The organism is Paenibacillus amylolyticus, from assembly GCF_051136285.1.
GTDB lineage: Bacteria > Bacillota > Bacilli > Paenibacillales > Paenibacillaceae > Paenibacillus > Paenibacillus amylolyticus_F.
The window spans coordinates 3246424-3273396 of sequence record NZ_CP194938.1 but is presented as its reverse complement, the minus strand read 5'-3'; the positions used below and the strand labels follow the sequence as shown (position 1 = coordinate 3273396).

Annotated in this window: 18 protein-coding genes and 2 riboswitches; of the genes, 16 read left to right on the top strand and 2 right to left on the bottom strand. The window is 48.6% G+C overall.

Annotated features, from left to right (window positions below; translation table 11 throughout):
• Positions 1 to 15: 15 nt before the first annotated feature.
• The 9 genes from ACR8BL_RS14250 (at position 16) to sdaAA (ending at position 14511) form a co-directional block, all read left to right on the top strand.
• Positions 16 to 2115, top strand: a complete 2100-nt coding sequence (locus ACR8BL_RS14250) for a methyl-accepting chemotaxis protein (protein WP_434758360.1) — start codon at positions 16 to 18, stop codon at positions 2113 to 2115.
• Between the two features lie 168 nt (positions 2116 to 2283).
• Positions 2284 to 3576, top strand: a complete 1293-nt coding sequence (locus ACR8BL_RS14245) for an arsenic transporter (RefSeq protein WP_434748280.1) — start codon at positions 2284 to 2286, stop codon at positions 3574 to 3576.
• Positions 3577 to 4040: 464 nt separating this feature from the next.
• Positions 4041 to 4976, top strand: coding sequence for a phosphate ABC transporter substrate-binding protein (locus ACR8BL_RS14240; protein ID WP_434748279.1), 936 nt, complete (start codon positions 4041 to 4043; stop codon positions 4974 to 4976).
• Positions 4977 to 5121: 145 nt separating this feature from the next.
• Entirely contained in the window at positions 5122 to 6030 is a 909-nt protein-coding gene (gene pstC / locus ACR8BL_RS14235; protein WP_434748278.1) for a phosphate ABC transporter permease subunit PstC, read from the top strand.
• 2 nt (positions 6031 to 6032) lie between these two features.
• Positions 6033 to 6920: a phosphate ABC transporter permease PstA gene (pstA, locus tag ACR8BL_RS14230; RefSeq protein ID WP_434753124.1), complete on the top strand. Its 888-nt coding sequence runs from the start codon at positions 6033 to 6035 to the stop codon at positions 6918 to 6920.
• A 13-nt stretch (positions 6921 to 6933) separates the two neighbouring features.
• Positions 6934 to 7689: a phosphate ABC transporter ATP-binding protein PstB gene (gene pstB, locus ACR8BL_RS14225; RefSeq protein ID WP_434748277.1), complete on the top strand. Its 756-nt coding sequence runs from the start codon at positions 6934 to 6936 to the stop codon at positions 7687 to 7689.
• A 420-nt stretch (positions 7690 to 8109) separates the two neighbouring features.
• Entirely contained in the window at positions 8110 to 12357 is a 4248-nt protein-coding gene (locus ACR8BL_RS14220) for a beta strand repeat-containing protein (RefSeq protein ID WP_434748276.1), read from the top strand.
• 136 nt (positions 12358 to 12493) lie between these two features.
• Positions 12494 to 12619: riboswitch (glycine riboswitch) on the top strand.
• Between the two features lie 4 nt (positions 12620 to 12623).
• Positions 12624 to 12759, top strand: a riboswitch (glycine riboswitch).
• A 116-nt stretch (positions 12760 to 12875) separates the two neighbouring features.
• Positions 12876 to 13565: an L-serine ammonia-lyase, iron-sulfur-dependent subunit beta gene (gene sdaAB, locus ACR8BL_RS14215; protein ID WP_434748275.1), complete on the top strand. Its 690-nt coding sequence runs from the start codon at positions 12876 to 12878 to the stop codon at positions 13563 to 13565.
• Positions 13555 to 14511, top strand: coding sequence for an L-serine ammonia-lyase, iron-sulfur-dependent, subunit alpha (gene sdaAA, locus ACR8BL_RS14210; protein WP_434748274.1), 957 nt, complete (start codon positions 13555 to 13557; stop codon positions 14509 to 14511). Before sdaAB ends, sdaAA begins: the two co-directional genes overlap by 11 nt.
• A 201-nt stretch (positions 14512 to 14712) precedes the next feature.
• On the opposite strand, the gene ACR8BL_RS14205 is transcribed toward sdaAA, so the two are convergent.
• Positions 14713 to 16467: an alpha-glycosidase gene (locus ACR8BL_RS14205; protein WP_434748273.1), complete on the bottom strand. Its 1755-nt coding sequence runs from the start codon at positions 16465 to 16467 to the stop codon at positions 14713 to 14715.
• Between the two features lie 369 nt (positions 16468 to 16836).
• Between ACR8BL_RS14205 and ACR8BL_RS14200 the strand changes: the two genes are divergently transcribed.
• The 6 genes from ACR8BL_RS14200 (at position 16837) to ACR8BL_RS14175 (ending at position 24572) form a co-directional block, all read left to right on the top strand.
• Positions 16837 to 17520: a response regulator transcription factor gene (locus ACR8BL_RS14200; protein ID WP_434753123.1), complete on the top strand. Its 684-nt coding sequence runs from the start codon at positions 16837 to 16839 to the stop codon at positions 17518 to 17520.
• The gene (locus tag ACR8BL_RS14195) at positions 17517 to 19103 is read left to right on the top strand and encodes an ATP-binding protein (protein ID WP_434748272.1); all 1587 of its coding nucleotides are present in this window, start codon (positions 17517 to 17519) and stop codon (positions 19101 to 19103) included. Before ACR8BL_RS14200 ends, ACR8BL_RS14195 begins: the two co-directional genes overlap by 4 nt.
• A gap of 95 nt (positions 19104 to 19198) precedes the next feature.
• Entirely contained in the window at positions 19199 to 20113 is a 915-nt protein-coding gene (locus ACR8BL_RS14190) for an ABC transporter ATP-binding protein (RefSeq protein WP_434748271.1), read from the top strand.
• Positions 20110 to 20826: an ABC transporter permease gene (locus ACR8BL_RS14185; RefSeq protein WP_434748270.1), complete on the top strand. Its 717-nt coding sequence runs from the start codon at positions 20110 to 20112 to the stop codon at positions 20824 to 20826. Before ACR8BL_RS14190 ends, ACR8BL_RS14185 begins: the two co-directional genes overlap by 4 nt.
• A 1-nt stretch (position 20827) precedes the next feature.
• A complete protein-coding gene (locus tag ACR8BL_RS14180) occupies positions 20828 to 21562 on the top strand; it encodes an ABC transporter permease (RefSeq protein ID WP_434748269.1) in 735 nt (244 codons plus the stop codon).
• A 301-nt stretch (positions 21563 to 21863) separates the two neighbouring features.
• Positions 21864 to 24572, top strand: a complete 2709-nt coding sequence (locus ACR8BL_RS14175; RefSeq protein ID WP_434748268.1) for a PAS domain S-box protein — start codon at positions 21864 to 21866, stop codon at positions 24570 to 24572.
• A 169-nt stretch (positions 24573 to 24741) separates the two neighbouring features.
• Here ACR8BL_RS14175 and ACR8BL_RS14170 read toward each other — a convergent pair whose 3' ends face one another.
• Complete coding sequence (locus tag ACR8BL_RS14170; protein WP_434748267.1) at positions 24742 to 25695, bottom strand: L-lactate dehydrogenase; 954 nt, start codon at positions 25693 to 25695, stop codon at positions 24742 to 24744.
• 486 nt (positions 25696 to 26181) lie between these two features.
• Here ACR8BL_RS14170 and ACR8BL_RS14165 point away from each other — a divergent pair, with 486 nt between their 5' ends.
• Entirely contained in the window at positions 26182 to 26880 is a 699-nt protein-coding gene (locus ACR8BL_RS14165; RefSeq protein WP_434748266.1) for a hypothetical protein, read from the top strand.
• Positions 26881 to 26973: the final 93 nt, after the last annotated feature.

Here is a 26973-nt window from a genome sequence, read left to right as displayed (position 1 = left end):
AAGGGGGAGAAACGAATGAATGAGATTAAGGAGTACAAACCTGAAAAAACGGAGAAACCCGTAAAACCTGTTAAAACAAAAGAGAATAAAAATAAAAAGAAAACTAAAAAGAAAACATTTGTCTGGAATATCAGAAATAAAATGCTCGTGTCGTTCTTGGTCGTTCTCTTGGTACCAAGCTTGGCAATCGGCTTGGTGTCTTTGTATATTGCGGAAGATACGGTACAAGAGCAGTTGAATGACAGTGCCTTGCAGAGTGTAAGTACAGCCAATAAGATTGTGGAAACTCAGGTCAATAGCAAAATTTATGACATCAATTTCTTCTCGGATTCCCTCGATTCAACTTTTATCAAAGGAGAAAATGATAGTACGGAGCTTCAGACTAAGCTTGCTCAGTATTTGGGACTACATCCGGATGCTTTGAATATTTTTGTAGGGTCGACAGAAGGAGTTATGGTTCGCGGCAAGCCAACAGCGAGTAGCCAACGAGGGGAAGCTTTTGATCCAAGAGAGCGCGAGTGGTATAAGCTGGCGATGGCTCAACCGGGTACAGTTGCCGTTTCACCTGTCACCAAAAATACAGATGGTGTAGCGGTTGTTTTCATCTCCAAAACCCTTAAGGATAAGTCCGCTGTAATTGGCTTGTCCCTCGATTTGACAGATCTACGGGATCAGGCCTCGATTAAGGTTGGTAGAGAAGGGTACGTTATTATTCTGGATAAAGACAAACATGTTGTTGTTTCACCTGTGCAGGAAGTTGGTACGCAGGAAAAAAGCACAGTATTGGATAAAATGTATGAGAGTAAGGAAGGTCAATTCGACTATTTATACGAAGAGCGCTCCAAAACAATGATTTTTTCTACAAATGAAGCGACTGGCTGGAAAATAGCAGGTACGATGTTTAAGAGTGAAGTTACAGATGCAAGCAAGGAAATTCGACTGGCTACACTCATTGTTCTTCTGGCTTCCATGTTCTTGTCCGTGATCTTTATTATCTGGTTTACACGTTCGATGCTTCGTCCAATTAAACGACTTCAAGAATCAGCCCGTGCAGTAAGTAAAGGCGACCTCACGGTGAAGATGGATAGTAAACGTAAAGACGAAGTGGGTGAACTGGCGAAATACTTTGAACGCATGGTTGATAATTTACGTATGATGATTCTGGGTGTACAGGAAACGGCAGAGCAAGTATCTGCATCTTCACAAGAATTGTCTGCGAGTGCAGACCAAACAACTAAAGCGATTGAACATTCAACTATGGCCATTCAGGAACTTGCTGAGGGTGCAGAGCAGCAAGTGAGCAGCGTGAAGGATGGCTCTGGACAGATGAGCCGTATGGCGGACGATGTTCGTCAGATGTCGGAGCGCGTACAATCCATCACTACAGCGATGAGAAGTACATCCGGTGCAGCATCTTCAGGGAATGAAGCAGCGGGACAGGCTGTGGAACAGATGAATATCATTCAGGAGACCGTTGAACAGTTAGGCAATGTTGTACAGTCCCTTAATGCTCGTTCAGTTGAGATTGGCAGTATGGTGGATGTCATTGCTTCCATCTCGAAACAGACCAACTTACTCGCGTTGAATGCATCGATTGAAGCAGCCAGAGCAGGCGATGCAGGACGTGGATTTGCAGTCGTAGCTGGAGAGGTACGCAAGCTCGCTGAAGAATCGGGCAGCTCTGCGGCTCAGATTGGCGAACTTGTGCATAACATACGTCAGGACATGGATTCAGCACTGACAGCGATGAATGCAGCCCAAAGCCGGGTGGGTGAAGGTATTCAAGCCGTGAATACATCCGGACAATCCTTTGCGCAAATCCGTGCAGCGGTGGAGGAGGCCGTTCATACGTTGGATGATTTGACCGAAACGACAAAACAATTGGAGAGCGGTGCTTCTCGTGTAGCTCAAACGATGACGGATATTTCGAATGTTACTCAGGAATCTGCAGCGAGCACAGAATCCGTATCGGCTTCATCGCAAGAACAACTGGCTTCTGTTGAGGAAATTGCTTCGTCCTCTGCACATTTAAATAGTATGGCAGAGCAATTACAAGGTTTGCTGGGCATGTTCAAGATGATGGATGACGCTTCCAAAGACAACAACAAATCCTGATCATTTCAGGGGAAACATTCTTTTTCATAATATAGAAGAAAATAAATATAGACATTCCTCCTGCAGCCCTGTATAAATATATCGTCTGGTTCTTACGCGGAAGTGTGCGATGTATTTTAATCAGGTAATGATCAATAAGCATATTGAGTCAGGACAGCAGGAGGAACTATGGTATATGCAGCAATATTAATATTTGTTTTGACAATCACAATGGTTATCTGGCAGCCTCGCGGTATCGGCATTGGCTGGAGTGCTTCAGGAGGGGCAATCCTTGCGTTGGCAGCAGGGGTAGTTAGCCTGAATGATGCTTCCGATGTAGCCGCTATTGTATGGAATGCTACGCTGGCCTTTGTCGGCATTATTATGATTTCATTAATTTTGGACGAGACCGGGTTCTTCGAATGGGCTGCCCTTCATATGGCTCGGCTGGCCGGGGGCAACGGACGCAGACTGTTCCTTTATTCTATTTTGCTGGGGGCGGCAGTGTCTGCCTTGTTTGCGAATGATGGTGCAGCGCTTATTTTGACACCGATTGTTCTGGCAATGGTACGTGCATTGAAATTTGATGAACGTATGGTGCTGGCCTTTGTCATGGCGAGTGGGTTCGTCGCGGATACAACTTCACTTCCACTGGTGGTCAGTAATCTGGTGAACATTGTGTCTGCGGATTTCTTTGGTATTACCTTTGTAGAATATGCGGTGCGTATGATGGTGCCCAATCTGTTCTCCATTGCAGCGAGTACGGCTATGCTGTTTTTGTTTTATCGCAAAAGCATTCCGCAGACGTATGATGTCTCAGCTGCTCGTGACCCGAAGGAAGCAATCCGTGATCCACGAGTGTTCAAGATAGCATGGTTTATGCTGGGGCTGTTGCTGGTAGCATATGCTTCCAGTGAATTCCTCCCAATTCCTGTTTCCGTTATTGTAGGTGCAGTTGCACTGCTTTTCGCTATACTTGCACGCAAGAGCGAAGCGGTGGATTTGAAACGGGTGGTCAAAGAGGCGCCTTGGTCCATCGTTGTCTTTTCGGTAGGGATGTATATTGTTGTGTATGGCCTGCGTAATGCCGGGTTAACGGATCACCTGAGCAGCTGGCTGGATGCAATAGCGGGTTATGGTTTGCTAGCTGCATCGCTGGGTATGGGGCTGATCGCTGCGGTCTTATCATCCGTGATGAACAATCTGCCAACCGTGTTAATTAATTTGCTAGCCATTAAGGGAGCACACACCGAGGGTATTGTTCGTGAGGCTATGATCTACGCCAATGTCATTGGTTCTGATCTGGGTCCGAAGATGACGCCGATTGGGTCGCTCGCAACCTTGTTGTGGCTGCATGTACTGTCCCGTAAGGGTGTTAAGATTACATGGGGATATTATTTCAAGGCAGGCATCATTCTAACCATTCCAACATTGTTGATTACATTGGCTGGTTTAGCACTATGGCTGTGGATTTTGGGATAATAACAAGCATTGAGCTAAAAAATTATAAAATAATTATGATTTAAAAAGGCTGTTCTCATCAGATGTGTTAAACACATCCGTTGAGATAGCCTTTTTTGCTTTTGTTTAAAATGCAGTTTCCGTTTTTTTCTTATATAGAAGAGCCAACGAAGTGATCAAGTGGAGGGAACGGAATGATTGTGGAAAAGCGGAGCGGTCGCCTTTATCCCCGGATATAATCCTTTAGAATAGTAATCAAATATATCCGGGGGTAACAGCGATTGAAACAACGTCCGTTCCCGAAGCGGCTGCCAAGCACACCAAAGTACGTTCCAACTATTTTAATCCCCAGCCACATTTTTAACATTGCGTTTACAAAACATTGATTTTCAGATGACATACCGAAACTACAATGATTAAAGAGTTGATGGTGATCACACAAATTCACAAAACGCCATCACTACATTGGGGGAGGAAAACAAAAAATGTTTAAAAAGTTGCCGTTTATTTTGATGACCTTAACGTTCGTACTGGTGCTTGCAGCATGTGGATCGAAAAATGACGCAGGTACTACAAATGGTGCCGCAAGTAATGGATCAGGAGAAAATACTGCTGCTTCTGAACTCAGCGGTAACATTCTGGCTGTTGGATCAACAGCGCTGCAGCCTCTGGTAGAGCAAGCTGGACAAAAATTTATGGCAGTTGATCAATATAAGAACGTAATGGTACAAGTGCAAGGTGGCGGTAGTGGTACGGGCCTGACACAAGTTTCCGAAGGCCAAGCAACAATCGGTAACTCTGACGTATTTGCTGAAGAGAAGTTGAAAGACGAAGCAAAAGCAAAAGAACTGGTTGATCACCAAGTAGCAGTCGTAGCTATTGCACCAGTAAGCAACAAAGATGCAGGTGTAACGGATTTGACGAAGGAACAACTGGTTGATATTTTCTCCGGTAAAATCAAGAACTGGAAAGATGTTGGCGGTAAAGATCAAGCCATCGTTATCGTTAACCGTCCAGGTAGCTCCGGTACGCGTGCAACTTTTGAGAAGTTTGCTCTGGGAACGAAAGTAGAAGATATTCAAGGTTCTATCCAAGAAGATTCCTCCGGTACAGTTAAGAAACTTGTATCTGAAACTCCAGGAGCAATTGGTTACCTGGCTCTGTCTTACCTGGATGACAAATTACAAGTTCTGAAATACGGCGGTGTTGAAGCTACAGTTGAGAACGTGGAAGCAGGGACGTATCCAGTATGGGCTTACCAACACATGTATACAAAAGGTGAGCCAGATGCAGCAACAAAAGCATTCCTCGACTACATGCTTAGCGATGAAGTTCAACAAAAAGACGTTAAGGAACTGGGCTACATTCCGGTATCCGGCATGAAAGTAAAACGCGATGCAGCAGGTAATGTGACTCAGTAACATTCTTTGAACTTGCGCATACAGCGAAAGAGGCGGACCCAGGTCCTGCCTCTTTGCGCGGTTTGCTCAGAATTTATCCCATATTTTGCACTAATTCTACTATAGAAGGATGGTTGTTATGGAACAGACCGAAGGGGGAACGGTAATGAACAATAAGCTGAAACCACGCCGGCCCTTGAGAGAGAAACATTACTGGGAAGAGTGGACGGGACGGATCTACACGTCGATATGTGTCGTTTTCCTGATCGTTGTCATGTTTTCCATCGTATATTTTGTGGCGTCCAAAGGCTTATCAACCTTTTTCCAGGATGGTATAAGTCTGCGTGAATTCTTATTCGGCAAAACATGGAATCCGACAGGCGAGCCTGCGGTTTATGGTGCATTGCCGTTCATCACCGGTTCATTTACAACCACCTTGCTTGCGGCGTTGATTGCAAGTCCACTTAGTCTGTGTGCAGCGCTCTTTATGACAGAGATTGTACCGGGTAAAGGTAAAAAGATTCTACAGCCTGCGATTGAATTGCTCTCCGGTATTCCATCCGTTGTGTACGGATTTATCGGTCTGAGTGTGATTGTTCCCATGTTACGCAGCATCTTCGGAGGAGCCGGCATCGGGATTGCAGCCGGATGTCTGGTATTGTCCGTGATGATCCTGCCTACGGTAACAAGTATTATGGCAGATGCGTTGTCTGCTTTGCCTAAAGGTTTGCGTGAATCTTCTTATGCGCTTGGCGCAACACGCTGGCAAACGATTTATCGTGTAATCATTCCGACGGTGCTGCCTGCATTGCTGACAGGTATTGTCCTCGGTATGGCTCGTGCATTTGGTGAAGCACTCGCCGTGCAGATGGTTATCGGTAATGCGCCGCATGTACCGACATCCTTGCTCGAATCCGCTTCAACATTAACAAGTGTAATCACCCTGAGTATGGGTAACACCACGATGGGTTCTGTTCATAACAATGCATTGTGGAGCATGGCGCTTGTCCTGCTGGTAATGACCTTTGTCTTTGTCATTCTGGTTCGCCTGCTTGAAAGGAGGAACCGGGTATGAGAATGAAGCCAAAAACAGCAGATAAAATTGCAACAGTAGTCATCGTGATTCTGGCTTTATTCATTGTTGTACTTTTGCTCGGTTTACTCGGATTTATTCTGTTCCGGGGGATCGGTCAGATCAACTGGCACTTCCTGACGAGTGCACCGCAATTACTCAAAGGCGGCGGCGGAATTGGACCGCAGCTCTTTAACTCTATCTTTTTGCTTGTATTAACGTTGATCATTACGATCCCGCTCGGCTGGGGCGGGGGCATTTATATGGCGGAATACGCCAAGCCAGGTCGAATTACAAGTTTTATCCGTCTGGTTGTCGAAGTGTTGTCATCATTCCCTTCCATCGTTATCGGTTTGTTCGGACTCTTGCTGATCGTCAATACGTTTGGCCTGGGTTTCTCACTCTTATCGGGTGCGATGGCACTGGCAATTTTCAACTTGCCGCTGATGGTTCGGACGACGGAGCAAGCTTTCCGGGCCGTTCCCAAAGAGCAGAAGGAAGCAGGACTTGCTCTTGGTTTGTCCAAATGGAAGATCATTACGTCCATCCTGTTGCCTGTGGCACTGCCAAGCTTGATTACGGGCACCATTCTGGCATCTGGTCGGATCTTCGGTGAAGCTGCAGCCCTGATGTTTACTGCGGGTATGAGTAGTCCACCGCTGGACTTTACGGACTGGAATCCAACAAGTCCAAGATCACCGATCAACCCGTTGCGTCCTGCGGAAACACTGGCTGTGCACATCTGGAAAGTCAACAGTGAAGGCATTGGGCCAGATTCCAAAGAAATCGCAGCAGGTGCTTCTGCCGTGCTGGTTATTCTGGTACTGGCATTCAATCTGAGTGCACGCTGGATCGGCCGGGTGGTATACCGCCGGATGACAGCTTCGAAATAAGGAGGAATCCCACATGGCCATACCATTTGGTACGGAACAGTTAAGCATATATTATGGACATTTTCAGGCCGTGAAACAGATCAGTCTGACTTTTCCCGAAGCCAGTGTAACGGCTCTGATTGGGCCGTCCGGCTGCGGTAAATCGACATTTCTCCGTTCATTGAACCGGATGAATGATGAGATTGCCGGTTCACGCACAGAGGGACACATCTGGATGGATGGTAATGACCTCAACGAACCAGGTACGGATGTGATCAAGCTTCGTCAGAAGATCGGCATGGTGTGGCAGAAGCCCAATCCTTTCCATAAGTCTATCTACAACAATATCGCATTTGGCCCCCGCTACCGCGGTATGAAGAGTAAGAAAGCACTGGATGAGATTGTGGAAAAAAGCTTACGCCGCGCAGCACTTTGGGATGAAGTAAAGGACAGACTGCATGAATCGGCCTTGGCACTCTCAGGTGGTCAGCAGCAACGGCTCTGTATCGCGCGAGCATTGTCCGTCGATCCGCAGATTCTGTTGCTCGATGAGCCAGCATCTGCCCTTGATCCGGTATCTACGGGTAAAGTCGAGGAATTGATCTCGGAGCTGAAGCAGGAGCTACGCATCGTTATTGTTACCCATAACATGCAGCAGGCGGCACGCATCTCGGATTATACGGCTTATTTTTATCTCGGTAGCCTGATTGAACACGGTGAGACGGAGCACATTTTTACCAACCCGGACAATCGTCTGACGCAGGAATATATTATGGGTCGTTTCGGTTAATTGTTATGTTGGAAGGAGTACGAGATAGATATAGAGGCAGAAGGAAGCATAACACTCGGATGAGGTAGTTCGAGGGTTGTGCTTTTTGACGTACATTCATGAGGGGGCGCTGATTCTTAAGTTTCTTTCCAGATATTACAGGTGGCTTCCATACTAATTGCAGGCATTGTTGCCGAACATATGTCGCTTCGTATGGTGAATACGGTTGTATCAGGGGTGGTGGTCGTTGCGTTGTGATTATGGTTTATAAGTTTGATGCCTACTAAACGATTATTTTATGAGGGACGTGAGTCGTCCAAATAATCTTTGGATATATAAAAGGGCGGACTAGGACTTGCAAGATTATTAGGAGTGTTGCATAAAAATATAAGATGATCTCGATCTGGTGAATGTAAGCTGGGCAAAGGAGGCATCTAAAGTATGGCTGTTTTATCAACGGGTCCTATAGAAAATACGATCGTCGCGGGAAGTGGGATGCGTCCTACCCAGAGAGTTACGGTAAGGCTGGACAATCGAAATGAAACCAGTATATATACCGTTTTGGTTCAAGGATATCAATTGGTGGGTGTTCGTACATTATATATTGAAGACTTGTTTAATGTTCTACCCAACCAAGTGATAACGAAAGATTATTATGCTGATCTCGATGGGTTTGAATTTGTCTTCACAACGGGGGATGCTGCCGTTGCAGAGGTACAGATTTCGGTATGGGGAAAAAACCAGAATGGAGAATTGGTAGCTGCGCATCGTTTAGTATCTGAGGAACTATTAGGAGCAGAAACTGGAATTACAGGCGTGACAGGTGCAACGGGAACGACCGGAGTTACTGGAGATACAGGTGCAACAGGGGGAACAGGAACGACCGGATTCACTGGGAATGCGGGTGCGACAGGCGTAACGGGCACGACTGGAGCCATTGGAGATACGGGTGCGACAGGGGGAACAGGTGCAGCAGGCGTAACGGGAGTGACCGGAGTTACTGGTGACACAGGTGCAACAGGAGCAACGGGTACGACAGGCGTAACGGGAGCAACTGGAATTACTGGAGATACAGGAGCAACAGGCGTAACAGGTACGACTGGAGTCACTGGGGATACAGGTGCGACTGGCGTGACAGGAGCGACCGGAGTCACTGGGGATACAGGTGCGACTGGCGTGACAGGAGCGACCGGAGTTACTGGTGACACAGGAGCAACAGGGGTAACAGGCACGACCGGAGTTACTGGAGGTACAGGTGCGACAGGCGTAACGGGAGCGACTGGAGTCACTGGAGTCACTGGAGATACAGGTGCAACAGGCGTAACGGGAGCGACTGGAGTTACAGGAGATACAGGTGCAACAGGCGTAACGGGAGCGACTGGAGTTACTGGAGATACAGGTGCAACAGGCGTAACGGGAGTGACCGGAGTTACTGGAGATACAGGTGCAACAGGCGTAACGGGAGTGACCGGAGTTACTGGAGGTACAGGAGCAACAGGCGTAACGGGAGTGACCGGAGTTACTGGAGGTACAGGAGCGACAGGCGTAACGGGCACGACCGGAGTTACTGGAGGTACAGGAGCGACAGGCGTAACAGGAACAACTGGAGTTACTGGAGATACGGGTGCGACAGGGGGAACAGGAACGACTGGAGTTACTGGAGATACGGGTGCAACAGGAATTACAGGAGATACAGGTGCGACAGGCGTAACGGGCACGACTGGAGCCATTGGAGATACGGGTACGACAGGGGGAACAGGAGCAACAGGCGTAACGGGAGCAACTGGAATTACTGGAGATACGGGTGCGACTGGCGTGACAGGAGCGACCGGAGTTACTGGTGATACGGGTGCAACAGGCGTAACGGGAGCGACTGGAGTTACTGGAGATACAGGTGCAACAGGTGCAACAGGCGTAACGGGAGTGACCGGAGTTACTGGAGGTACAGGAGCAACAGGCGTAACGGGAACAACTGGAGTCACTGGAGATACAGGTGCAACAGGCGTAACAGGAACAACTGGAGTTACTGGAGATACGGGTGCGACTGGCGTGACAGGAGCGACCGGAGTTACTGGTGACACAGGAGCAACAGGCGTAACAGGAACGACTGGAGTTACTGGTGACACAGGTGCAACAGGAGCAACGGGTACGACAGGAGTAACGGGAGCGACTGGAGTAACGGGAGCGACTGGAGTCACTGGAGATACGGGTGCAACAGGCGTAACGGGCACGACCGGAGTTACTGGAGGTACAGGAGCGACAGGCGTAACGGGCACGACCGGAGTTACTGGAGATACAGGTGCAACAGGCGTAACAGGAACAACTGGAGTTACAGGAGATACAGGAGCTACAGGGGTAACAGGAACGACTGGAGTTACTGGAGATACGGGTGCGACAGGGGGAACAGGTGCAACAGGAATTACAGGAGATACAGGTGCGACAGGCGTAACAGGAACGACTGGAGTTACTGGTGACACAGGTGCAACAGGAGCAACGGGTACGACAGGAGTAACGGGAGCGACTGGAGTCACTGGAGATACGGGTGCAACAGGCGTAACGGGAGCGACTGGAGTCACTGGAAATACAGGAGCAACAGGCGTAACGGGAGCGACTGGAGTCACTGGAGATACAGGTGCAACAGGCGTAACGGGAGCAACTGGAATTACTGGAGATACGGGTGCGACTGGCGTGACAGGAGCGACCGGAGTTACTGGTGACACAGGAGCAACAGGGGTAACAGGCACGACCGGAGTTACTGGAGGTACAGGTGCAACAGGCGTAACGGGAACGACTGGAATTACTGGAGATACGGGTGCGACAGGCGTAACGGGAGCGACTGGAGTCACTGGAGATACAGGTGCAACAGGCGTAACGGGAGCAACTGGAATTACTGGAGATACGGGTGCGACTGGCGTGACAGGAGCGACCGGAGTTACTGGTGACACAGGAGCAACAGGGGTAACAGGAACGACTGGAGTTACTGGAGATACGGGTGCGACAGGCGTAACGGGAGCGACTGGAGTTACTGGAGATACAGGAGCGACAGGCGTAACGGGCACGACCGGAGTTACTGGAGGTACAGGAGCGACAGGCGTAACGGGCACGACCGGAGTTACTGGAGATACAGGTGCAACAGGCGTAACGGGAGCAACTGGAATTACTGGAGATACGGGTGCGACTGGCGTGACAGGAGCGACCGGAGTTACTGGTGACACAGGAGCAACAGGCGTAACAGGAACGACTGGAGTTACTGGTGACACAGGTGCAACAGGAGCAACGGGTACGACAGGAGTAACGGGAGCGACTGGAGTCACTGGAGATACGGGTGCAACAGGCGTAACGGGAGCTACTGGAATTACTGGTGATACGGGTGCAACAGGCGTAACGGGAGCGACTGGAGTTACTGGAGATACAGGAGCGACAGGCGTAACGGGCACGACCGGAGTTACTGGAGGTACAGGAGATACAGGCGTAACAGGAACAACTGGAGTTACAGGAGATACAGGAGCTACAGGGGTAACAGGAACGACTGGAGTTACTGGAGATACGGGTGCGACAGGGGGAACAGGTGCAACAGGAATTACAGGAGATACAGGTGCGACAGGCGTAACGGGCACGACTGGAGTCACTGGCGATACAGGAGCAACAGGCGTAACGGGAGCAACTGGAATTACTGGAGATACGGGTGCGACTGGCGTGACAGGAGCGACCGGAGTTACTGGTGACACAGGAGCAACAGGCGTAACAGGAACGACTGGAGTTACTGGTGACACAGGTGCAACAGGAGCAACGGGTACGACAGGAGTAACGGGAGCGACTGGAGTCACTGGAGATACGGGTGCAACAGGCACGACTGGAGTCACTGGAGATACAGGTGCAACAGGCGTAACGGGAGCTACTGGAATTACTGGTGATACGGGTGCAACAGGCGTAACGGGAGCCACCGGAGTTACTGGAAATACAGGTGCGACAGGCTTAACGGGAGCAACTGGAGTTACTGGAAATACAGGTGCGACAGGCGTAACGGGAGCGACTGGAGTTACAGGAGATACAGGAGCAACAGGGGTAACAGGCACGACCGGAGTTACTGGAAATACAGGTGCAACAGGAGTAACAGGGACGACTGGAGTCACTGGCGATACAGGTGCGACAGGAGTAACGGGAACGACCGGGACTACTGGAAATACAGGAGCAACAGGCACGACCGGAGTTACTGGAAATACAGGTGCAACGGGAACGACCGGAGCCACTGGCGTTACAGGTGCGACAGGATCTACAGCAGCATCTGCGCCAGCGAGTTCTTCCTTGTTTGCTGACAGTCAGACATCATCATTGGCTCTTTCATTATCAACTGAAACGACGATTCAGACCCTGAATGTGCCTGTGGTGACAGGCCAACGGGTGAAAATTGACAATAGTACGCAAATCGCAGTGGTTGTAGGGTCTAACTGGAGCGTCTCTTATAACATTAACCTGAGAGTGAACGGCGCTTTGATTAACCAATTGCAGATTTCCAGAACGGGGAACTCTTCAGGTACGCTGCGATTTCTTTCTTCCAACACTTATGTTGATACTGCAACTGCCACGACCACCAATGTGTATACGATAAGCATAGCATTCACAGCAACTACAAGTGTCACAAGTGCTTCATCGGAAGTGAGAAATATCAATTCCATTGTTTTCACTTAAAGTTGACGTCTAGCTTATGATAATTGCACGTTACTTTTGTTGACATATCGGATACTGTACATTACTCTATTCTTATAGATGTATCGAAAATTCAGCGGTCTAACATGCAAAATTAAATCAATGATGTTACAGCGGATGATAACGAGCGGGAGAGACCTGGGCAGACCGAGTAAAATCGCATGCTGCCAAGGCACCGAAGGAGCAAGCTGCTGCGCACCCGGCGCAGTGGTTAATCTCTCAGGTAAATGTACCATCGTTGGACGCAACTCTGGAGAGTGCGCAATATGCGCCACCCAAGGGGTATATGTTTAAGGGGCAGTTTGCAAGGTGTGTCACCTGTGGAATACAGGCAAAGCATCTGTGTGCTTCTTATCATGAAACTCTCAGGTATCAAGGACAGAGAGAGGGCTAACGGCCTTCTTCTGTCCTTTTTTCATGTCATCATTCAGTAAATCAGGAACATAATGGTGGTCTTCTTGTCTGGAGGACGATGACGAAACCAATTGGAGGGTTACAAGGTGAGATTTAAAGATGTTTTTTCAATTATTGGTCCGTCCATGACGGGGCCATCCAGTTCACATACAGCGGGTGCTGCAAGACTGGGGCGAATTGCACGTCAGTGGCTGGGATGCACGCCTGAACGTGCACGGCTCACGTTATACGGCTCATTTGCGGATACCTATCAAGGACATGGCACAGATCTGGCACTGATCGGAGGCCTGCTCGATTATGTCACAGATGATCCGCGTATACCGGATGCGGAGCAACATGCGTCGGAAGCCGGTATGGAGGTTGATTTTTACACGAGCGGTCTGCCGGCCCCTCATCCCAATACGGTCAAGATTGAATTGTGGCACGGCGAACGGGAGTGCTCATTAATTGGGGCTTCCATCGGCGGCGGTAGTGTGTCCGTGCATGCACTGAATGATTTTCGCGTACAGATCAGCGGGGAGTTCCCGACACTTGTTTTGCGTCATGCGGATAAAGCAGGTGTTCTGGCATCCGTAACCTCAACGATCAGCTCTTCCGGAGTGAACATCGGGTATATGCAAGTGGATCGGAAAGCCCGTGATGGTGAAGCACTTACTGCAATGGAGATGGATGCTCCGCCGAGTGAAGAAATTTTGAAAAGATTGCGTTCACTTGATCATGTGCTCAATATTCGTGTGATTGATCTGAAGAGAGGGGTTGATCCGAATGCGGTTTAAACATTTGCATGAATTGAATACCATATGCACTGCGGAGTCCAAAACGATTGCACAGCTGATGATTGAAGAGCAGGTGCAAGAGACGAATACACCGGAAACTGACGTGGTGAAACAGATGTCGGAGTACTACCAGGTGATGAAGGAAGCGGTTCGTAAAGGACTTACAGAAGATACAACCTCGCGGAGCGGACTGACAGGCGGAGACGGGAAAAAAATGGCCGAATACATTCGCCAAGGCGAGACATGCTCTGGTGATGCTTCTGCCCTTGCCATGGCTTATGCACTGTGTGTATCGGAAGTGAACGCTTCGATGGGACGAATCGTGGCTACGCCAACGGCAGGATCTTGCGGCATCATTCCGGGTGTGTTTATTAGCTCGCAGGAACGCTTCGGTTGGACGGATGAACATCTGGTGAATGGATTGTTCTGCGCCGGAGCCATCGGTTATGTTATTGCCAACAATTCATTTATTTCTGGTGCTGAGGGTGGTTGTCAGGCCGAGGTTGGCTCTGCGATCGGCATGGCTGCCGGTGCCATGGTGGAACTTCGTGGAGGAACACCGGAGCAAGTTGTGCATGCTGTGGGCTTGGCTTTAAAAAATACACTGGGCCTCATCTGTGATCCGGTTGCCGGGCTTGTAGAGATTCCTTGTATTGTGCGCAACGGACTCGGAGCCGTTACTGCACTGGCTGCGGCTGATATGGCGCTCGCTGGCGTACGCAGTGCCATTCCGTCGGACGAAGTGATCGACGTTATGCTGGAGGTAGGCAGTGCCATGCCAAGCCGTCACCGTGAGACAGCGCAAGGTGGGCTGGCCCAGACACCTACAGGCCGCAAGATGATGCAGAAGCTGGCGAAACCTAAGGCGAAGCGGGCAGAGCCGGAAGCGGCATCAGAAACAGATTCAGAAGCACCAGGAGTACAACCGGAAATGGAAGGTAAGTAATCAGAGCTTGCCGGATCGAGGGTTTAGAATAAGTCAAAGCAAAGTAAACAAGCGTCCTTCAACCTGAACAGCTCAGGTGTGAAGGGCGCTTGTTTTAGTGTAGTTTGGGATCATAGATCAGCCAAGCTAACTATCAGCTATCGACCGTCATATCGGGATGAGGTAGGTGAATTTATTTCAGGCTTTTTCAATACGCCTGGTCTACTCTAATTCGGTGCGCATAACTGCATATCCGTAGGCAGGTAATTCAATAGCAAGCACACCATTATCCAGAGCCGTGCGATGATTGCCCTCAAACAGCTCATTCCATGGCTGATGACCAGCTTCCAGTTCAACAATGGCAGTTTCCTCCGAACGATTAAACAGAACCAGGATGCGTTCCTCATCGTTTTGCCGCTCCATGACGAGCTGACTTCCGCCCGCCTGGGCTTGCAGGAAACGAACCGTGCCTTCTGCACGCAGTGCAGGATGAGCATGGCGCAGAGCAATCAATTTCTGGTAAAAGCGAAGTAACTCCAGATCCTGCTTCGCTTCATCCCATTCCATACATTTACGGCATCCGGGATCATGTTCGCCATCGAGGCCAATCTCATCGCCATAATAGATGCATGGTGCTCCCATGTATGTGAACTGGAATAAGGCAGCCAGCCTCATCTTGCGTTGATCGCCATCACATAGCGTAAGCAGGCGTGGTGTATCGTGGCTGTCAAGCAAGTTGAACGCTACTTCACTCGCCTGGAGTGGATAGCGGGATAACTGGCGACCGATGGAGTTGGCAAATTGTTCGGCGTGCATCTTTTCTTCCACAAAGAAAGCATTTACGGCTGCGGTAAACGGGTAGTTCATCGCGGCATCGAACTGATCACCTTGCAACCAGGCAGAAGATTCGTTCCATATCTCGCCCAGGATATAGGCGTCCGGGTTGGCTGCCTTGACGACACGGCGGAAATCCCGCCAGAAGGCATCGTCCACTTCATCGGCGACATCGAGGCGCCAGCCGTCGGTGCCTACTTCTTTGATCCAATATTCGGCGACCTCCAGCAAATAGGCCTTCACATCTGGATTTTCTGTATTCAGCTTAGGCATATGAGGCTCAAAGCCAAAAGTCTCATAGGTCGGAATGCCATTCTTCACGTCCAGTGGGAATTCATGCACATGGAACCAATCTTTATATTTAGATTCGGAGCCGTGCTTCTGCACATCGAGGAATGGGGCAAACGTTTTGCCGGAATGGTTAAACACCGCATCCAGCAGCACACGAATACCTCGTTCATGGCACAGCTTAACCAAACGTTTCACGGTATCTGCATCACCGAAATGACGGTCTACGCGCAGATAGTCTTCGGTATCATACTTATGATTGGTCGTTGCTTCGAAAATCGGGGTGAAGTAAATGGCATTGATGCCCAGTTCGCTGAGATAATCCAGATGATCCATCACACCTTGCAGGTCACCACCAAAGAAATTGAAGGGGGTAGGTTCACCGCCCCAAGGTTCAACTTCTTTTGGGTTGATTTCAGGGTTACCATTAGCGAAACGCTCAGGGAAAATCTGATAAAATATTGCATCCTTCACCCACGCCGGGGGAGTAAATACAGCTCCGGCATGAATATATGGGAACTGGAACATGCGGCCCGGATCATCTGGCTCCTCTTCCTGGAAATCCGTTTCGGTCATCCAGATGTGTTCATCTTCGCTTTGGAGTAAAAAAGCATACTTCAACCGATGATACGGTGGCTTTACTTCCCCTTCGTAGTAGTCAAACATAGAGTCCGAAGTGAATTTGGTCAGAGGAACCCTATTCCGGGTTTCTTTCCACGCATATTTATCTCCTGTCAGAGCATAAACCTCGGTGAGATCATTTTTTTTGGCACGCAGGCGCAGACGGATTGTATCCTGATCATAGGCGTAAGCCCAGTTCCGTTTGGGTTGATGAAAGATAGCTTCGAGCAGCATGTATAATTCCTCCCGTCAGATGTAAATGAACTATGTTAAAAGGATTGGATGTAGAAATGAACGATAAAGATAGTACGTAGAATATGTAGATCGTAATTGCTGAATGATATAGCTTCATATTACGTGACAACAGATTGCGTTATAATGAAGGTATGAAAAGAGAGGGCGTACTCCAAACGAGTGACATTGAGATGATGGTTGCCGAGCCAAGGAAACGGACATTGTAGCTTGTGCAACCGAGCTTGCATTTAATCTGGCGAGGAAGCGTACCTATTTCAATATTAAGTCACAAAATCAATACAGTTAAGCAACGCTGCCCAGATATATCATTAACCCAAAGAGGATAGAAAGGAAACGAGTACATAGATGATGAAAACCAAACTGTTATACATTGAGGACGACATCGAAATTGCAACATGGGTGAGAGAGGATCTGGAGGAACGCGGATATGAGGTTGTCTGGCTGGGAAGTGGCGAGGGTGCTGCTGCGGCTGCGGCAGATTGTTCTCTGGTCATACTGGATGTCATGCTGCCGGGACTGGACGGTTTTACGGTAGGGCAACGTTTGAAAAAGGAACATCCTGCTGTACCCATCGTTATGCTCTCGGCCAGAACATCCATTGATGACAAATTGCATGGGCTTGATTTTGCTGATGATTATGTGACCAAGCCGTTCCATCCGGACGAGCTTGCTGCGCGGATAGAGGTTCAACTGCGGAAGGCAGGCACGGGCGGTTCAAGTGATACGGTTCTCAAATTGGACCATCTGTCGATCTATGAACAAGATAACAGGATCGTCAATGAGCAGACGGGTGAAGAGATTATTTTATCAGGAAAACAATTCCACATCTTCGCTTATTTGCTCAGGCATATGGGCATGATCCGCACCAAAGAACAGATTTACGAGGCGGTCTGGAATGAGTCTTATCTGGATGGGGACAAGACATTAATGGTGCATATCCGGCATCTGCGCGAGAAGCTGGAGCTTGATCCGGCGAATCCGGTGATTATTCAGACGGTGCGTGGTGTGGGCTATCGTGTGAAGAAGCCATGATCAGATGGTATAGAGAACGGAAGGCAAGGAAGTCTGAACGGAACAGAGACAGTAGAACGGAACAGCCTATCCGTCCCAAAATAAAGTTTGGGCGATCACTGATGTCCAGATACATGCTTCTGATTTTGGCAGCGGTACTGTTTGTACCTGTTGTGGTGCCGCTGGTAGCCACAGTTTTCATTGTGATCATCAATAATGCAGCCCCCGTTGAAGAAGCGCCTTACGGTAACTCTGAACGGATTACCAATCTGTGGACTAGTGAATCCAAAAAGCTGGGTGGGGCTTCTGACCAAATTATAGATCAACGAATGAAAGAGCTTCAGGGAAACTATCCCAAATCAGCTATGTATCGAGTGGATGCAGCAGGCAGAACGAAGTTAGTGCTTGGTGGTGAAGAGGCAGCGGTACTGAAGTCTAAGTCATTAAATCCTTCAGATACTTCGGAAGGGGAGCCTGGGTCTTTAAATACAGATTTCATACTGAAATGGTCGTTGGCAACCGGAGAAAAAGTAGAGACTCGAATTCCTGCAACATGGACAGCGAATGATACGATAGAGTTCATGAAAAAAGCCCTCTATCGCGATCCCTTGACCGTTGTTGCTTATGTTGGAGGTGGGAATGAAAACAAAGGTCAAGGTTTTATGGTGATCGAAGTCCCTCGTGAGATGCTCCAGAATTCTTCCAGTAGCGGACTGATGGAATTCGTCTATTTTGGTGTAGTTATGCTCACTGTTTTTATCATCTTCATCATTATGTCTGTACTGTTCTTTGCTAAAATTCGCAAGCGGCTGATTCATTTGCAGTCAGCAATGGTTGCTCCGAGCAAGGAAGGCATACCACTTCCTGTGGACGTGAGGAGGTCGGATGAGATCGGGCATTTGGAGGAATCCTTTAACCAGATGGTGTATCAGTTAACGGGGAGTCTCCAGCGTGAACGGGAGGAGGAGCAGCTTCGCAAACGGCTGGTTGCGGGATTATCTCATGATTTGAGAACTCCGTTGACCGTAATTCGCGGGCATATGCATGCATTGCATAAGGAAAACCTCAGCGAGCAAGGCGTTCGGGCGCTGAATCGCATGGAAGGCAAGATGCAGGATCTCGGTGAATTGATCGACAATATGCTCTCTTATAATCTGTTAGCTAGCGGAAGGTATACATTGAAGCTGGAGCAGAAAGATGTGCTGCGGATGGTTAGAGAGGCTGCCGCTTCATGGTATCCCGTGTGGGAGAAAGAAGAATTTGAGATCGATATTGACCTGCCGGAGACTCCGTTAATCTGGGACGTGGATGAGCAGGGCTTAAGGCGTGTGCTGGACAATCTATTCCAAAATGTAGTTCGTCATGCCGCAAGCGGTAAGTATATCCGCCTCTCCACCGAGCCGATTCAAGGACGAATTGCCGTGGTGATTGAAGATCACGGGCCGGGAATTCAGCCTGATTCAGGAACCAAGGGGACAGGGCTTGGTCTGTCCATCGTAGATTTGCTGATTCGTGAGATGGGTTTACGGAAGCGGGTGGATAGCTCTGAAGCAGGGGTTCGCATCTATCTGTATAGTGGCAAAGATAACAACCAGGAACCTTGAGCCGAGGCACGAGGTTTCTTTTTAAACTAAACTTAAACTTGGACGTATGCCTGCTTTAACCTTGGAAGGTTACGATAGTTCCGAGGTGATTAATCGTGAGCGAAAATATTATTCAAACAGCGAATTTATGGAAAACATACAAGGGTCGTGCAGCCGTTCGTGAACTTGACTTGCATATTAAAAAGGGAGATATCTACGGCTTCCTCGGTCCCAACGGCGCCGGCAAAACAACAACGATCCGCATGCTTCTTGGTCTGATCAAACCGACCAAAGGTGTTATCCGGGTTTTTGACAAGGATATTCGTAAGGACCGTATGGACATTTTGCGCCGTGTTGGTTCTCTGGTGGAGTACCCTTCCTATTATGGACATCTGAATGCAGTGGAGAATCTTGAAGTGTTGCGGCGTATTATCCATGTGCCTAAATCAAGGATTGCCGAAGTGCTGTCTATTGTTGATCTGACTAAAGATGCTAAACGGGCTGTAAAAGGATACTCTCTCGGGATGAAACAGCGTCTTGGGATTGCCAGTGCGCTACTGGGTAACCCGGAGCTGCTTATTCTGGATGAGCCAACGAACGGACTGGACCCGGCAGGTATCCAGGAAATTCGGGAACTTATCAAACGTATGCCGCTGGAGCATGGCATCACTGTTCTTGTGTCCAGTCACTTGCTGAGTGAAGTGGAGCAGATGGCAAGTCGTGTCGGCATTATCCGGGATGGCAAAATGGTGTTACAGGACACCATTGCAAGTCTGCACAGCCAGACAGGAAGCTCTATTAGGCTCACAGTGTCCGAACCGGAGGAAGCGATGAAGCTGGCTCGCGAGCAGGGGCAGTTCGGTCAGAGACAGGATGCTGTGCTGACGTTTCCCTATATGGATAACGACGCAGTTGCACTGCTGGTGCGTCGCCTGATTGAACAGGACCATGATGTGTACCGGGTGGAAGAACAGAGACAGTCTTTGGAGGATCTCTTCATGCGTGTCATTGGCGAGGGGGCTTCCCTATGACAGGACGTGCGTTATCTGCCGATTGGCTTAAGATTCGTGGTAAAGGCATCTGGTTTCTTGTGTTTCTGGCCCCGATTGGGTTAACAGCAATGCAGGCACTGAATTTCGGACTGCGGCTGGATTATCTGAAAGAGCAGTATGCAGACAATCTGTGGGAAGGGTTGTTTGGAAATGTCATCACATTTGTGCCACTCGCATTAATGCTGGGTGCGACGATATTGAGCTCGATGATTGCCGGGATTGAGCATGAGCAGGGCTCGTGGAAGCAAGTGCTGGCACTGCCCATTTCCAGACCTGCGGTTTACCTGGCCAAGTTCTTGCTGGCTTGCGTGCTGCTTATGATCTCATGTTTGTTACTGACAGCGGGGATTGTTGGTCTGGGCCTTGTGCTTGGCTTCAATGCCACAGAAATCCCGTGGTCACAGGCTCTGAAGCTGGGACTTATGCCGCTGGCTGGGGCGCTGCCTGTATTGTCTATTGAATTATGGTTTACGCTGGTATCCAAAAATCAGGCGCTACCGGTTACATTCGGCATTATTCTTGCCATCACCGGTATGTTCTCACTCATGATCTCTCCACAATTTCCACTGGCTTGGGCACAGATGGCGTGGAGTGCTCCTAACGCGTACCTGTACGCAGGGATGGGTGCAGGTTTAGGAATCATCATTCTGCTGATAGGCATGATGCACTTCAGCCGGAAGGATGTGGATTGATATGAATTTTGCTACAACCTATTTTCGTATCTTATCAGCGGAACGTTTGAAAATGGCCAAATCGCCAATCTCGCTTTTGGTCCTGATCAGTCCCTTGATCGCACTGCTCATCGGTCTACTGTCTTCCCCATCAGGGGATTGGAAAGCGTTGATGTCAGCCATGGTGATGATTCACGGTATGCTTTTGTTACCGATGCTAACAGGTGTGTTCACCTCATTTGTATGTCGTTTCGAACATGCAGGGGGTGGATGGAAACAGCTCTTGGTTTTGCCACTTACACGTACAGGTGTGTATTTAGGCAAATTCACGATTGTGTTACTGCTCCTGGCTGGTACACAGTTGCTTCTATTCGGAAGTATCGTATTGACAGGGCTAATCCATGGAATGGCATCACCGGTACCTTGGGGATTCCTTGTCAGCAAAATGCTGCTTGGACTTCTGGCATGTATCCCGCTTGCGGCTTTACAGATGTTTGTGTCTCTGATCTGGAGTAGCTTCGCCGCGCCGCTTGCCTTGAACTTTGCGTTAACGATACCTAATATTTTGGTAGTCAACTCCGCAATGTATGGGCCATATTATCCATGGGCACAGCCAATGATTCTGATGCTTCCCATCGAGGGAACAGGGTTTGGTGCATTCAATGTTCCGCTAGGTACGCTTTTAACCGTAGTTGGGGGGAGCGCCGCGCTGTTTATTGCGGTTGGCATGATTTATTTTTCGAAGAAGGAAGTATAAAGTCTAAGTACGATGAGAATAACAATTGAACCTTCCTGAGGCTGCGCATCCAATGATTTGGTATGCAGACAGTCTCAGTTTTTTTATATTTTGCGATAAAGATATAATTCCATCTTTTTCATGCCCAGTGATGTGAATGTTATCCTATTTGATAAGCAAAATTAGACGAGAATCTGGTAAAATAAAAAAAGTTGTTTCTAGTCAGGCAAACATGGTTATTCGAGGGTAAGCCTGTTAGAGCCAAAAGTTGTGAATGTGCATCATTAAAAGAAGATTTGGCTGAGAAAAGAGGGGTAGGCCTTTGGATCATAATAAAACGGAAACCCTGAAACGAATTATTTCTGAGGGTAGCTCTTACCGATCATTGTTTTTTAACCACCCGGATGCCATCTATGTCATGGATATTGAAGGGAATCATATGGATGCGAACCCTTCCTTTGAACGGTTATCCGGCTACAAGATTGGAGAACTCGCAGGGGTGAGTCGGGATCGCATCAGCCCGCCTGAAAGTGAAAAGAGACGAGTGCAATTCATCGAAGATGTGCTGGCTGGACGTTCAGTCAGTGAAGCGATGGCCTTTTATCATAAAGATGGTTCTGTGAAACATGCACAGGTGACCTATATACCCATTACAGAAGGTGATGAAGTTGTCGGCATCTATGGTATTGCCAAGGATGTGACGGATAAGGTAATCATCGAACAGGAGTTGCAGGAGACACAAGAGAAGTATCAGGTATTGGCAGAACATGCCCAAGATCTGATTACAACCTGCACGATTGATGGCACGCTTCTGTATGTCTCACCATCTGTCCGTACGCTACTGGGATATGAACCGGATGAAGTAACAGGGAAATCATTTAAGTCTTACTGTTACCCCGGTGATTATCCTGATCCTATGCATATGTCGAATATTGGAAATGGATGCAAAATGAGAGTGTTACACAAGGATGGTCATTACATCTGGATGGAGACATTGGCGAAGCCTGTAGCTGGAGAGCATGACAAGGTAACGCAAATTGTTAGCATCAGCAGGGATATTACCCAACAGAAGGATGCGGACAGACGGCTTCGCGAAAGCCGTGAGCGGTACAAATCACTATTTGAATATAACCCGGCTGCGGTCTACTCCCTGGATCTGGAGGGTAGATACAGTGAGGTAAATAGCAATATGGTGAAGATGCTCGATATTCCGCGCAGCAAGCTGATTGGACAGTCCTTTCTTTCGAATCTGGACATGAGAGAAAGGCACAAAGGCGAAGCCTGCTTTGAGCTTGTGAAGCAGGGAGAGCCTCAACACTATGAGACTCGTGTTGTGAGTTCCGGAGGCAGGAAGATCGAAGTATCGGTGACCAATGTGCCAATTATTGTAGATAATGAGATGGTTGGCGTCTACGGTATTTTATCGGATATAACAGAGCGTAAGGAGTACACGGAGCGTATTCAGGAGCTAAGCAAACAGCATGAGTTGATTCTCAACACCGTTACCGAAGGAATCTACGGATTGGATACGGATGGTGTTACGATGTTTATGAATCCGGCAGCTGCTTCGATGTTCGGTTACGAAGCCCACGAATTTATTGGCAAGAGTTCACATCCGATCATTCATCACTCCCGTGCAGACGGAAGTTATTTTCCGAAAAATGAATGCCCAATTCATATGACGGTGATGGATGGACATACACGCTCGGTGACGGAGGATGTATTCTGGCGGAAAGACGGAAGCAGTTTCCTCGTGCAGTATCAAGTGACTCCGATTATAGATGAGGGCCAGATTCGTGGTGCTGTCGTTGTGTTTAATGACGTTACTGGCGAACGTGAAATTGTTCGTGCCAAGGAGACGGCTGAGCTTGCTGCACAGGCCAAGTCCGAGTTCCTCTCCCTTGTCAGTCATGAAATTCGGACACCGATGAACGGAATTGTAGGTATGACCGAGCTGTTGATTGGAACGGATTTGTCTGAGGAGCAACGAGAATACGCGCAGATCATCCAAGAAAGCGGGGACGCATTGCTGAATATCTTGAATGATATTCTGGACTTCAGTAAATTGGAGTCTGGTAAAATGGCACTGGCCTACGAGCCCTTCTCGCTACGGAAGATGCTGGAGCAGGTTGCGGAGCTGTTTAAGCCACGGGCGGACGAGAAACATCTACAGATACGCTATCGTTTGAATCCAAGTATTCCGGATTATATGGCAGGGGATTCGATGCGTATTCGGCAGATTCTGGTCAACCTTGTTGGCAACGCACTGAAGTTCACAGATCAGGGAACTATTGACGTTACCGTTGATATCATTAAGGGAAATAAACCTGAGGATACTGTACTGGAATTTGCTGTGGAGGATACAGGCATTGGTATCCCGACAGACAAGCTGGATCAGCTGTTTCAGTCGTTTTCTCAGCTGCATCCGGTCATTAACCGCAAATATGGCGGTACAGGACTAGGGCTTGTCATCTCCAAGAGACTCGTAGAGATTATGGGCGGAAGCATCAGCGTCGAAAGTATCGAAGGAGAAGGTTCCGTATTTCGGTTCGCGATACCAGCAACTCGTGTCGAAGCATCTGGAGAAAAGTCGGCAAGCCAGTTCCAGCACGATCGTACACGGCAAAGTGATAAGGTTGCCATGCGTATTCTCGTGGCAGAAGATCATCCCGTCAACCGAAAGATCATACAGGAATATCTGGAGAAACTGGGGTATGAGGCGGATGTGTGCACCAACGGTGTAGAGGCCATTGATGCGATCTCGCAGAATGCCTATGATATTGTGCTGATGGATATTCATATGCCTGTCATGGACGGACTGAAAGCCACCAATCTGTTGCACCGGCTGATTCCTAAGGATCGGATTCCTCCGATTATTGCAGTAACGGGCAATTCCAAACGGGAAGATAAAGAGGCTTGTCTGGAGATGGGTATGCGAGACTTTATCAGCAAACCGGTTATGCTAAGTGAGCTGAAGCGTGTTCTGCAGCAATGGGGACCCTCCGAGGACCTGCAACTTGAGCCCAATTAATTCAAGATGGCTTATGTAAATAAATAACTTGAGTTCAACTGATATAAAAAGATAGGTGTAACAGAACAACCTCCGTTTCCACCTTGTGGTGATATGGAGGTTGTTTTTTTGATTTTTATCGTACATCAAGCTCACGGATTAGCCTGTTGCTCATCTAGATTGAGGGGAACTAGGCGATGGTCAGGCGGTTAATATTTCCGGACAGAATTTCACAGGAGCGCTCAAACTTCTCGTATTCGGTCTTGTCGAGATTTAATTCAATAATCTCCTGAATGCCACCCTCGCCGATGATTGCAGGGACTCCTGCACAGACATTCTGCTGTCCATATTCGCCGTCCAAAATAGCAGAAACGGCAATAATTTTGTGCTCATCATTCAGGATGGAGCGAGTAATATGGGCGAGTGCATTACCGATGCCGTATTGGGTTGAGCCTTTGCGGGTGAAAATTTCCCAGCCGGCATCCTTTGTCTTTTTGGCGATATCATCCAGATCCAGGTGTTTGAAGCGTTCTTTGTGCTGTTCGAGAATGTGGAGAATAGGCTTGCCACCGATCGTGACATGTGACCAGGCTACAAATTGGGATTCACCATGTTCACCCAGTGCGTACCCGTGTACACTGCGCGGATCAATGGAGAATACCTCGGACAGCAAAGTTTTGAGCCGTGAAGAGTCGATGGATGTCCCCGTCCCAATGACACGTTCACGTGGCAATCCTGATAATTTCCATACCATATACGTGACGATGTCTACGGGGTTGGCGGCGACGACAAAGATGCCGTTGAAACCACTATTCATAATCGGAACCACGATATCTTTGGCAATAGCCTCCGCCTCCTCCAGAACATCCAGTCTCGTCTGTCCTGGCTTCGGATTAGCTCCTGCAGTCAAGATGATGACATCCATGCCGCCACAATCGGCATAGGTTCCCGCATACACTTTGGTTCGGTTATGGGTAAAGTCCATGCAATGGGAAAAATCGAGTGCCTGTGCCACAGCACGCTCATATGTCCGATCGACCATCATAATTTCCCTGCATATCGATTGATTAATCATGGAATATGCACAACTTGAACCAACAAGACCCGCCCCGATGACCGCCACTTTACCTGATTTGCCTAACACTGCCCTCAGCCTCCATTACATTGGATTCTTCCGTTACTCGATCATTCTTATGTTAAGTATAGTCCTTTATTTTATGCCGACATGCAATTCTACGTTACATAAGATAACACATGGAAAAGCTATACAGCAATGATTCCCTCTGTCGCGGGAGCGTATTGGAGTAAAGGAGTTAACAAAAATGACATCATTTCGATGCACTCCGAAATTTAGACGGCATTTGCATCTCTCATTTTCGACACGACAGCATTCCTGTAGCCTGTCGGATGATGGGGATTTTTTGCGATATATATACCTGACAAAAGTTCTTACGAATCCCCAGAAACAGAACTAAACCGTCAAAGGGTTCTGCAGGCAAACTGACGAATACATACCGACATGCAAGAGAGAAGCACAGGGAAAGGTTACCCGATCCGATGACAGTTCGTTGCAGGAACGCTGAAGCCGTTATTTTGCAAGCCCAAAAGACTTCATACCGGGAGGGAATTTATGATGATTGAAGAAGTAGGAGCAACGACGGAAACGGCCAAGAGCCTGGGCATAGGCGCCAGTACTCTTCGTAAATATGCGGCAGCACTTGAGGAGCAGGGGTATCACTTCGAACGTTCTGCGAATAAGTCTAGACTATTTAAGTCTGATGATATCGAGTGCATTGAACGCCTGATGACAGAGCTTCGAGAGCATAATCTGCCGCTGGCTGATGCGGTGGTTACCGTGTTGTCGCCCGCAGAAGCGCAACCAGAACAGGAAACTGTACAAGACGTTAGCGAACAAGCTGAGCAGGAGTGTGCTGCCGCCGGTGCCGTGTTATCTGGATCTGATTCATTACCACCGCTGGAAGTAGATCAGTACGGACAATTGAGATCCTATGAAGGTCTCGGCCAGCTTGTAAGTGAGGTCACCCACGGTGCGGTAGAACCGCGGCAAGAAGATGATGATCGTGTGCAGGTGTTGCAGCACCGGGTGGATGAACTGGAGCTGACACTTCAGCATCTGGCGGAAACCTATCTTGCGCTCCAGGAACAGATGGAGAAGCAACGTCAGTGGATGAACGAAAAGCTGGAGGAGGAGCGGGATCGCGAACTGGTCACGAATCTGCGCAGTTACCAGGGGAGAAAACGCAAGTCTAAAGTCACTTCGCTCCGTATGTTGTTTGGTTTGTTGCCAAAGAAACATAAGGAAGCCTGATGATCCTGCATTCCTAATGATCGTGATTTCATCTATACACCCTGATATAATTAGCTCCAATACAACATGAAGTCCAGCCGGTGATCAGCTGTT

What these genes read in the sequence shown, in the direction of transcription:
- ACR8BL_RS14250 (WP_434758360.1), top strand. Translation starts at nt 16, where the DNA reads ATGAATGAGATTAAGGAGTACAAACCTGAAAAAACGGAGAAACCCGTA.
- ACR8BL_RS14245 (WP_434748280.1), top strand. Translation starts at nt 2,284, where the DNA reads ATGGTATATGCAGCAATATTAATATTTGTTTTGACAATCACAATGGTT.
- ACR8BL_RS14240 (WP_434748279.1), top strand. Translation starts at nt 4,041, where the DNA reads ATGTTTAAAAAGTTGCCGTTTATTTTGATGACCTTAACGTTCGTACTG.
- pstC (WP_434748278.1), top strand. Translation starts at nt 5,122, where the DNA reads ATGAACAATAAGCTGAAACCACGCCGGCCCTTGAGAGAGAAACATTAC.
- pstA (WP_434753124.1), top strand. Translation starts at nt 6,033, where the DNA reads ATGAAGCCAAAAACAGCAGATAAAATTGCAACAGTAGTCATCGTGATT.
- pstB (WP_434748277.1), top strand. Translation starts at nt 6,934, where the DNA reads ATGGCCATACCATTTGGTACGGAACAGTTAAGCATATATTATGGACAT.
- ACR8BL_RS14220 (WP_434748276.1), top strand. Translation starts at nt 8,110, where the DNA reads ATGGCTGTTTTATCAACGGGTCCTATAGAAAATACGATCGTCGCGGGA.
- sdaAA (WP_434748274.1), top strand. Translation starts at nt 13,555, where the DNA reads ATGCGGTTTAAACATTTGCATGAATTGAATACCATATGCACTGCGGAG.
- ACR8BL_RS14205 (WP_434748273.1), bottom strand. Translation starts at nt 16,467, where the DNA reads ATGCTGCTCGAAGCTATCTTTCATCAACCCAAACGGAACTGGGCTTAC.
- ACR8BL_RS14200 (WP_434753123.1), top strand. Translation starts at nt 16,837, where the DNA reads ATGAAAACCAAACTGTTATACATTGAGGACGACATCGAAATTGCAACA.
- ACR8BL_RS14195 (WP_434748272.1), top strand. Translation starts at nt 17,517, where the DNA reads ATGATCAGATGGTATAGAGAACGGAAGGCAAGGAAGTCTGAACGGAAC.
- ACR8BL_RS14185 (WP_434748270.1), top strand. Translation starts at nt 20,110, where the DNA reads ATGACAGGACGTGCGTTATCTGCCGATTGGCTTAAGATTCGTGGTAAA.
- ACR8BL_RS14180 (WP_434748269.1), top strand. Translation starts at nt 20,828, where the DNA reads ATGAATTTTGCTACAACCTATTTTCGTATCTTATCAGCGGAACGTTTG.
- ACR8BL_RS14165 (WP_434748266.1), top strand. Translation starts at nt 26,182, where the DNA reads ATGATGATTGAAGAAGTAGGAGCAACGACGGAAACGGCCAAGAGCCTG.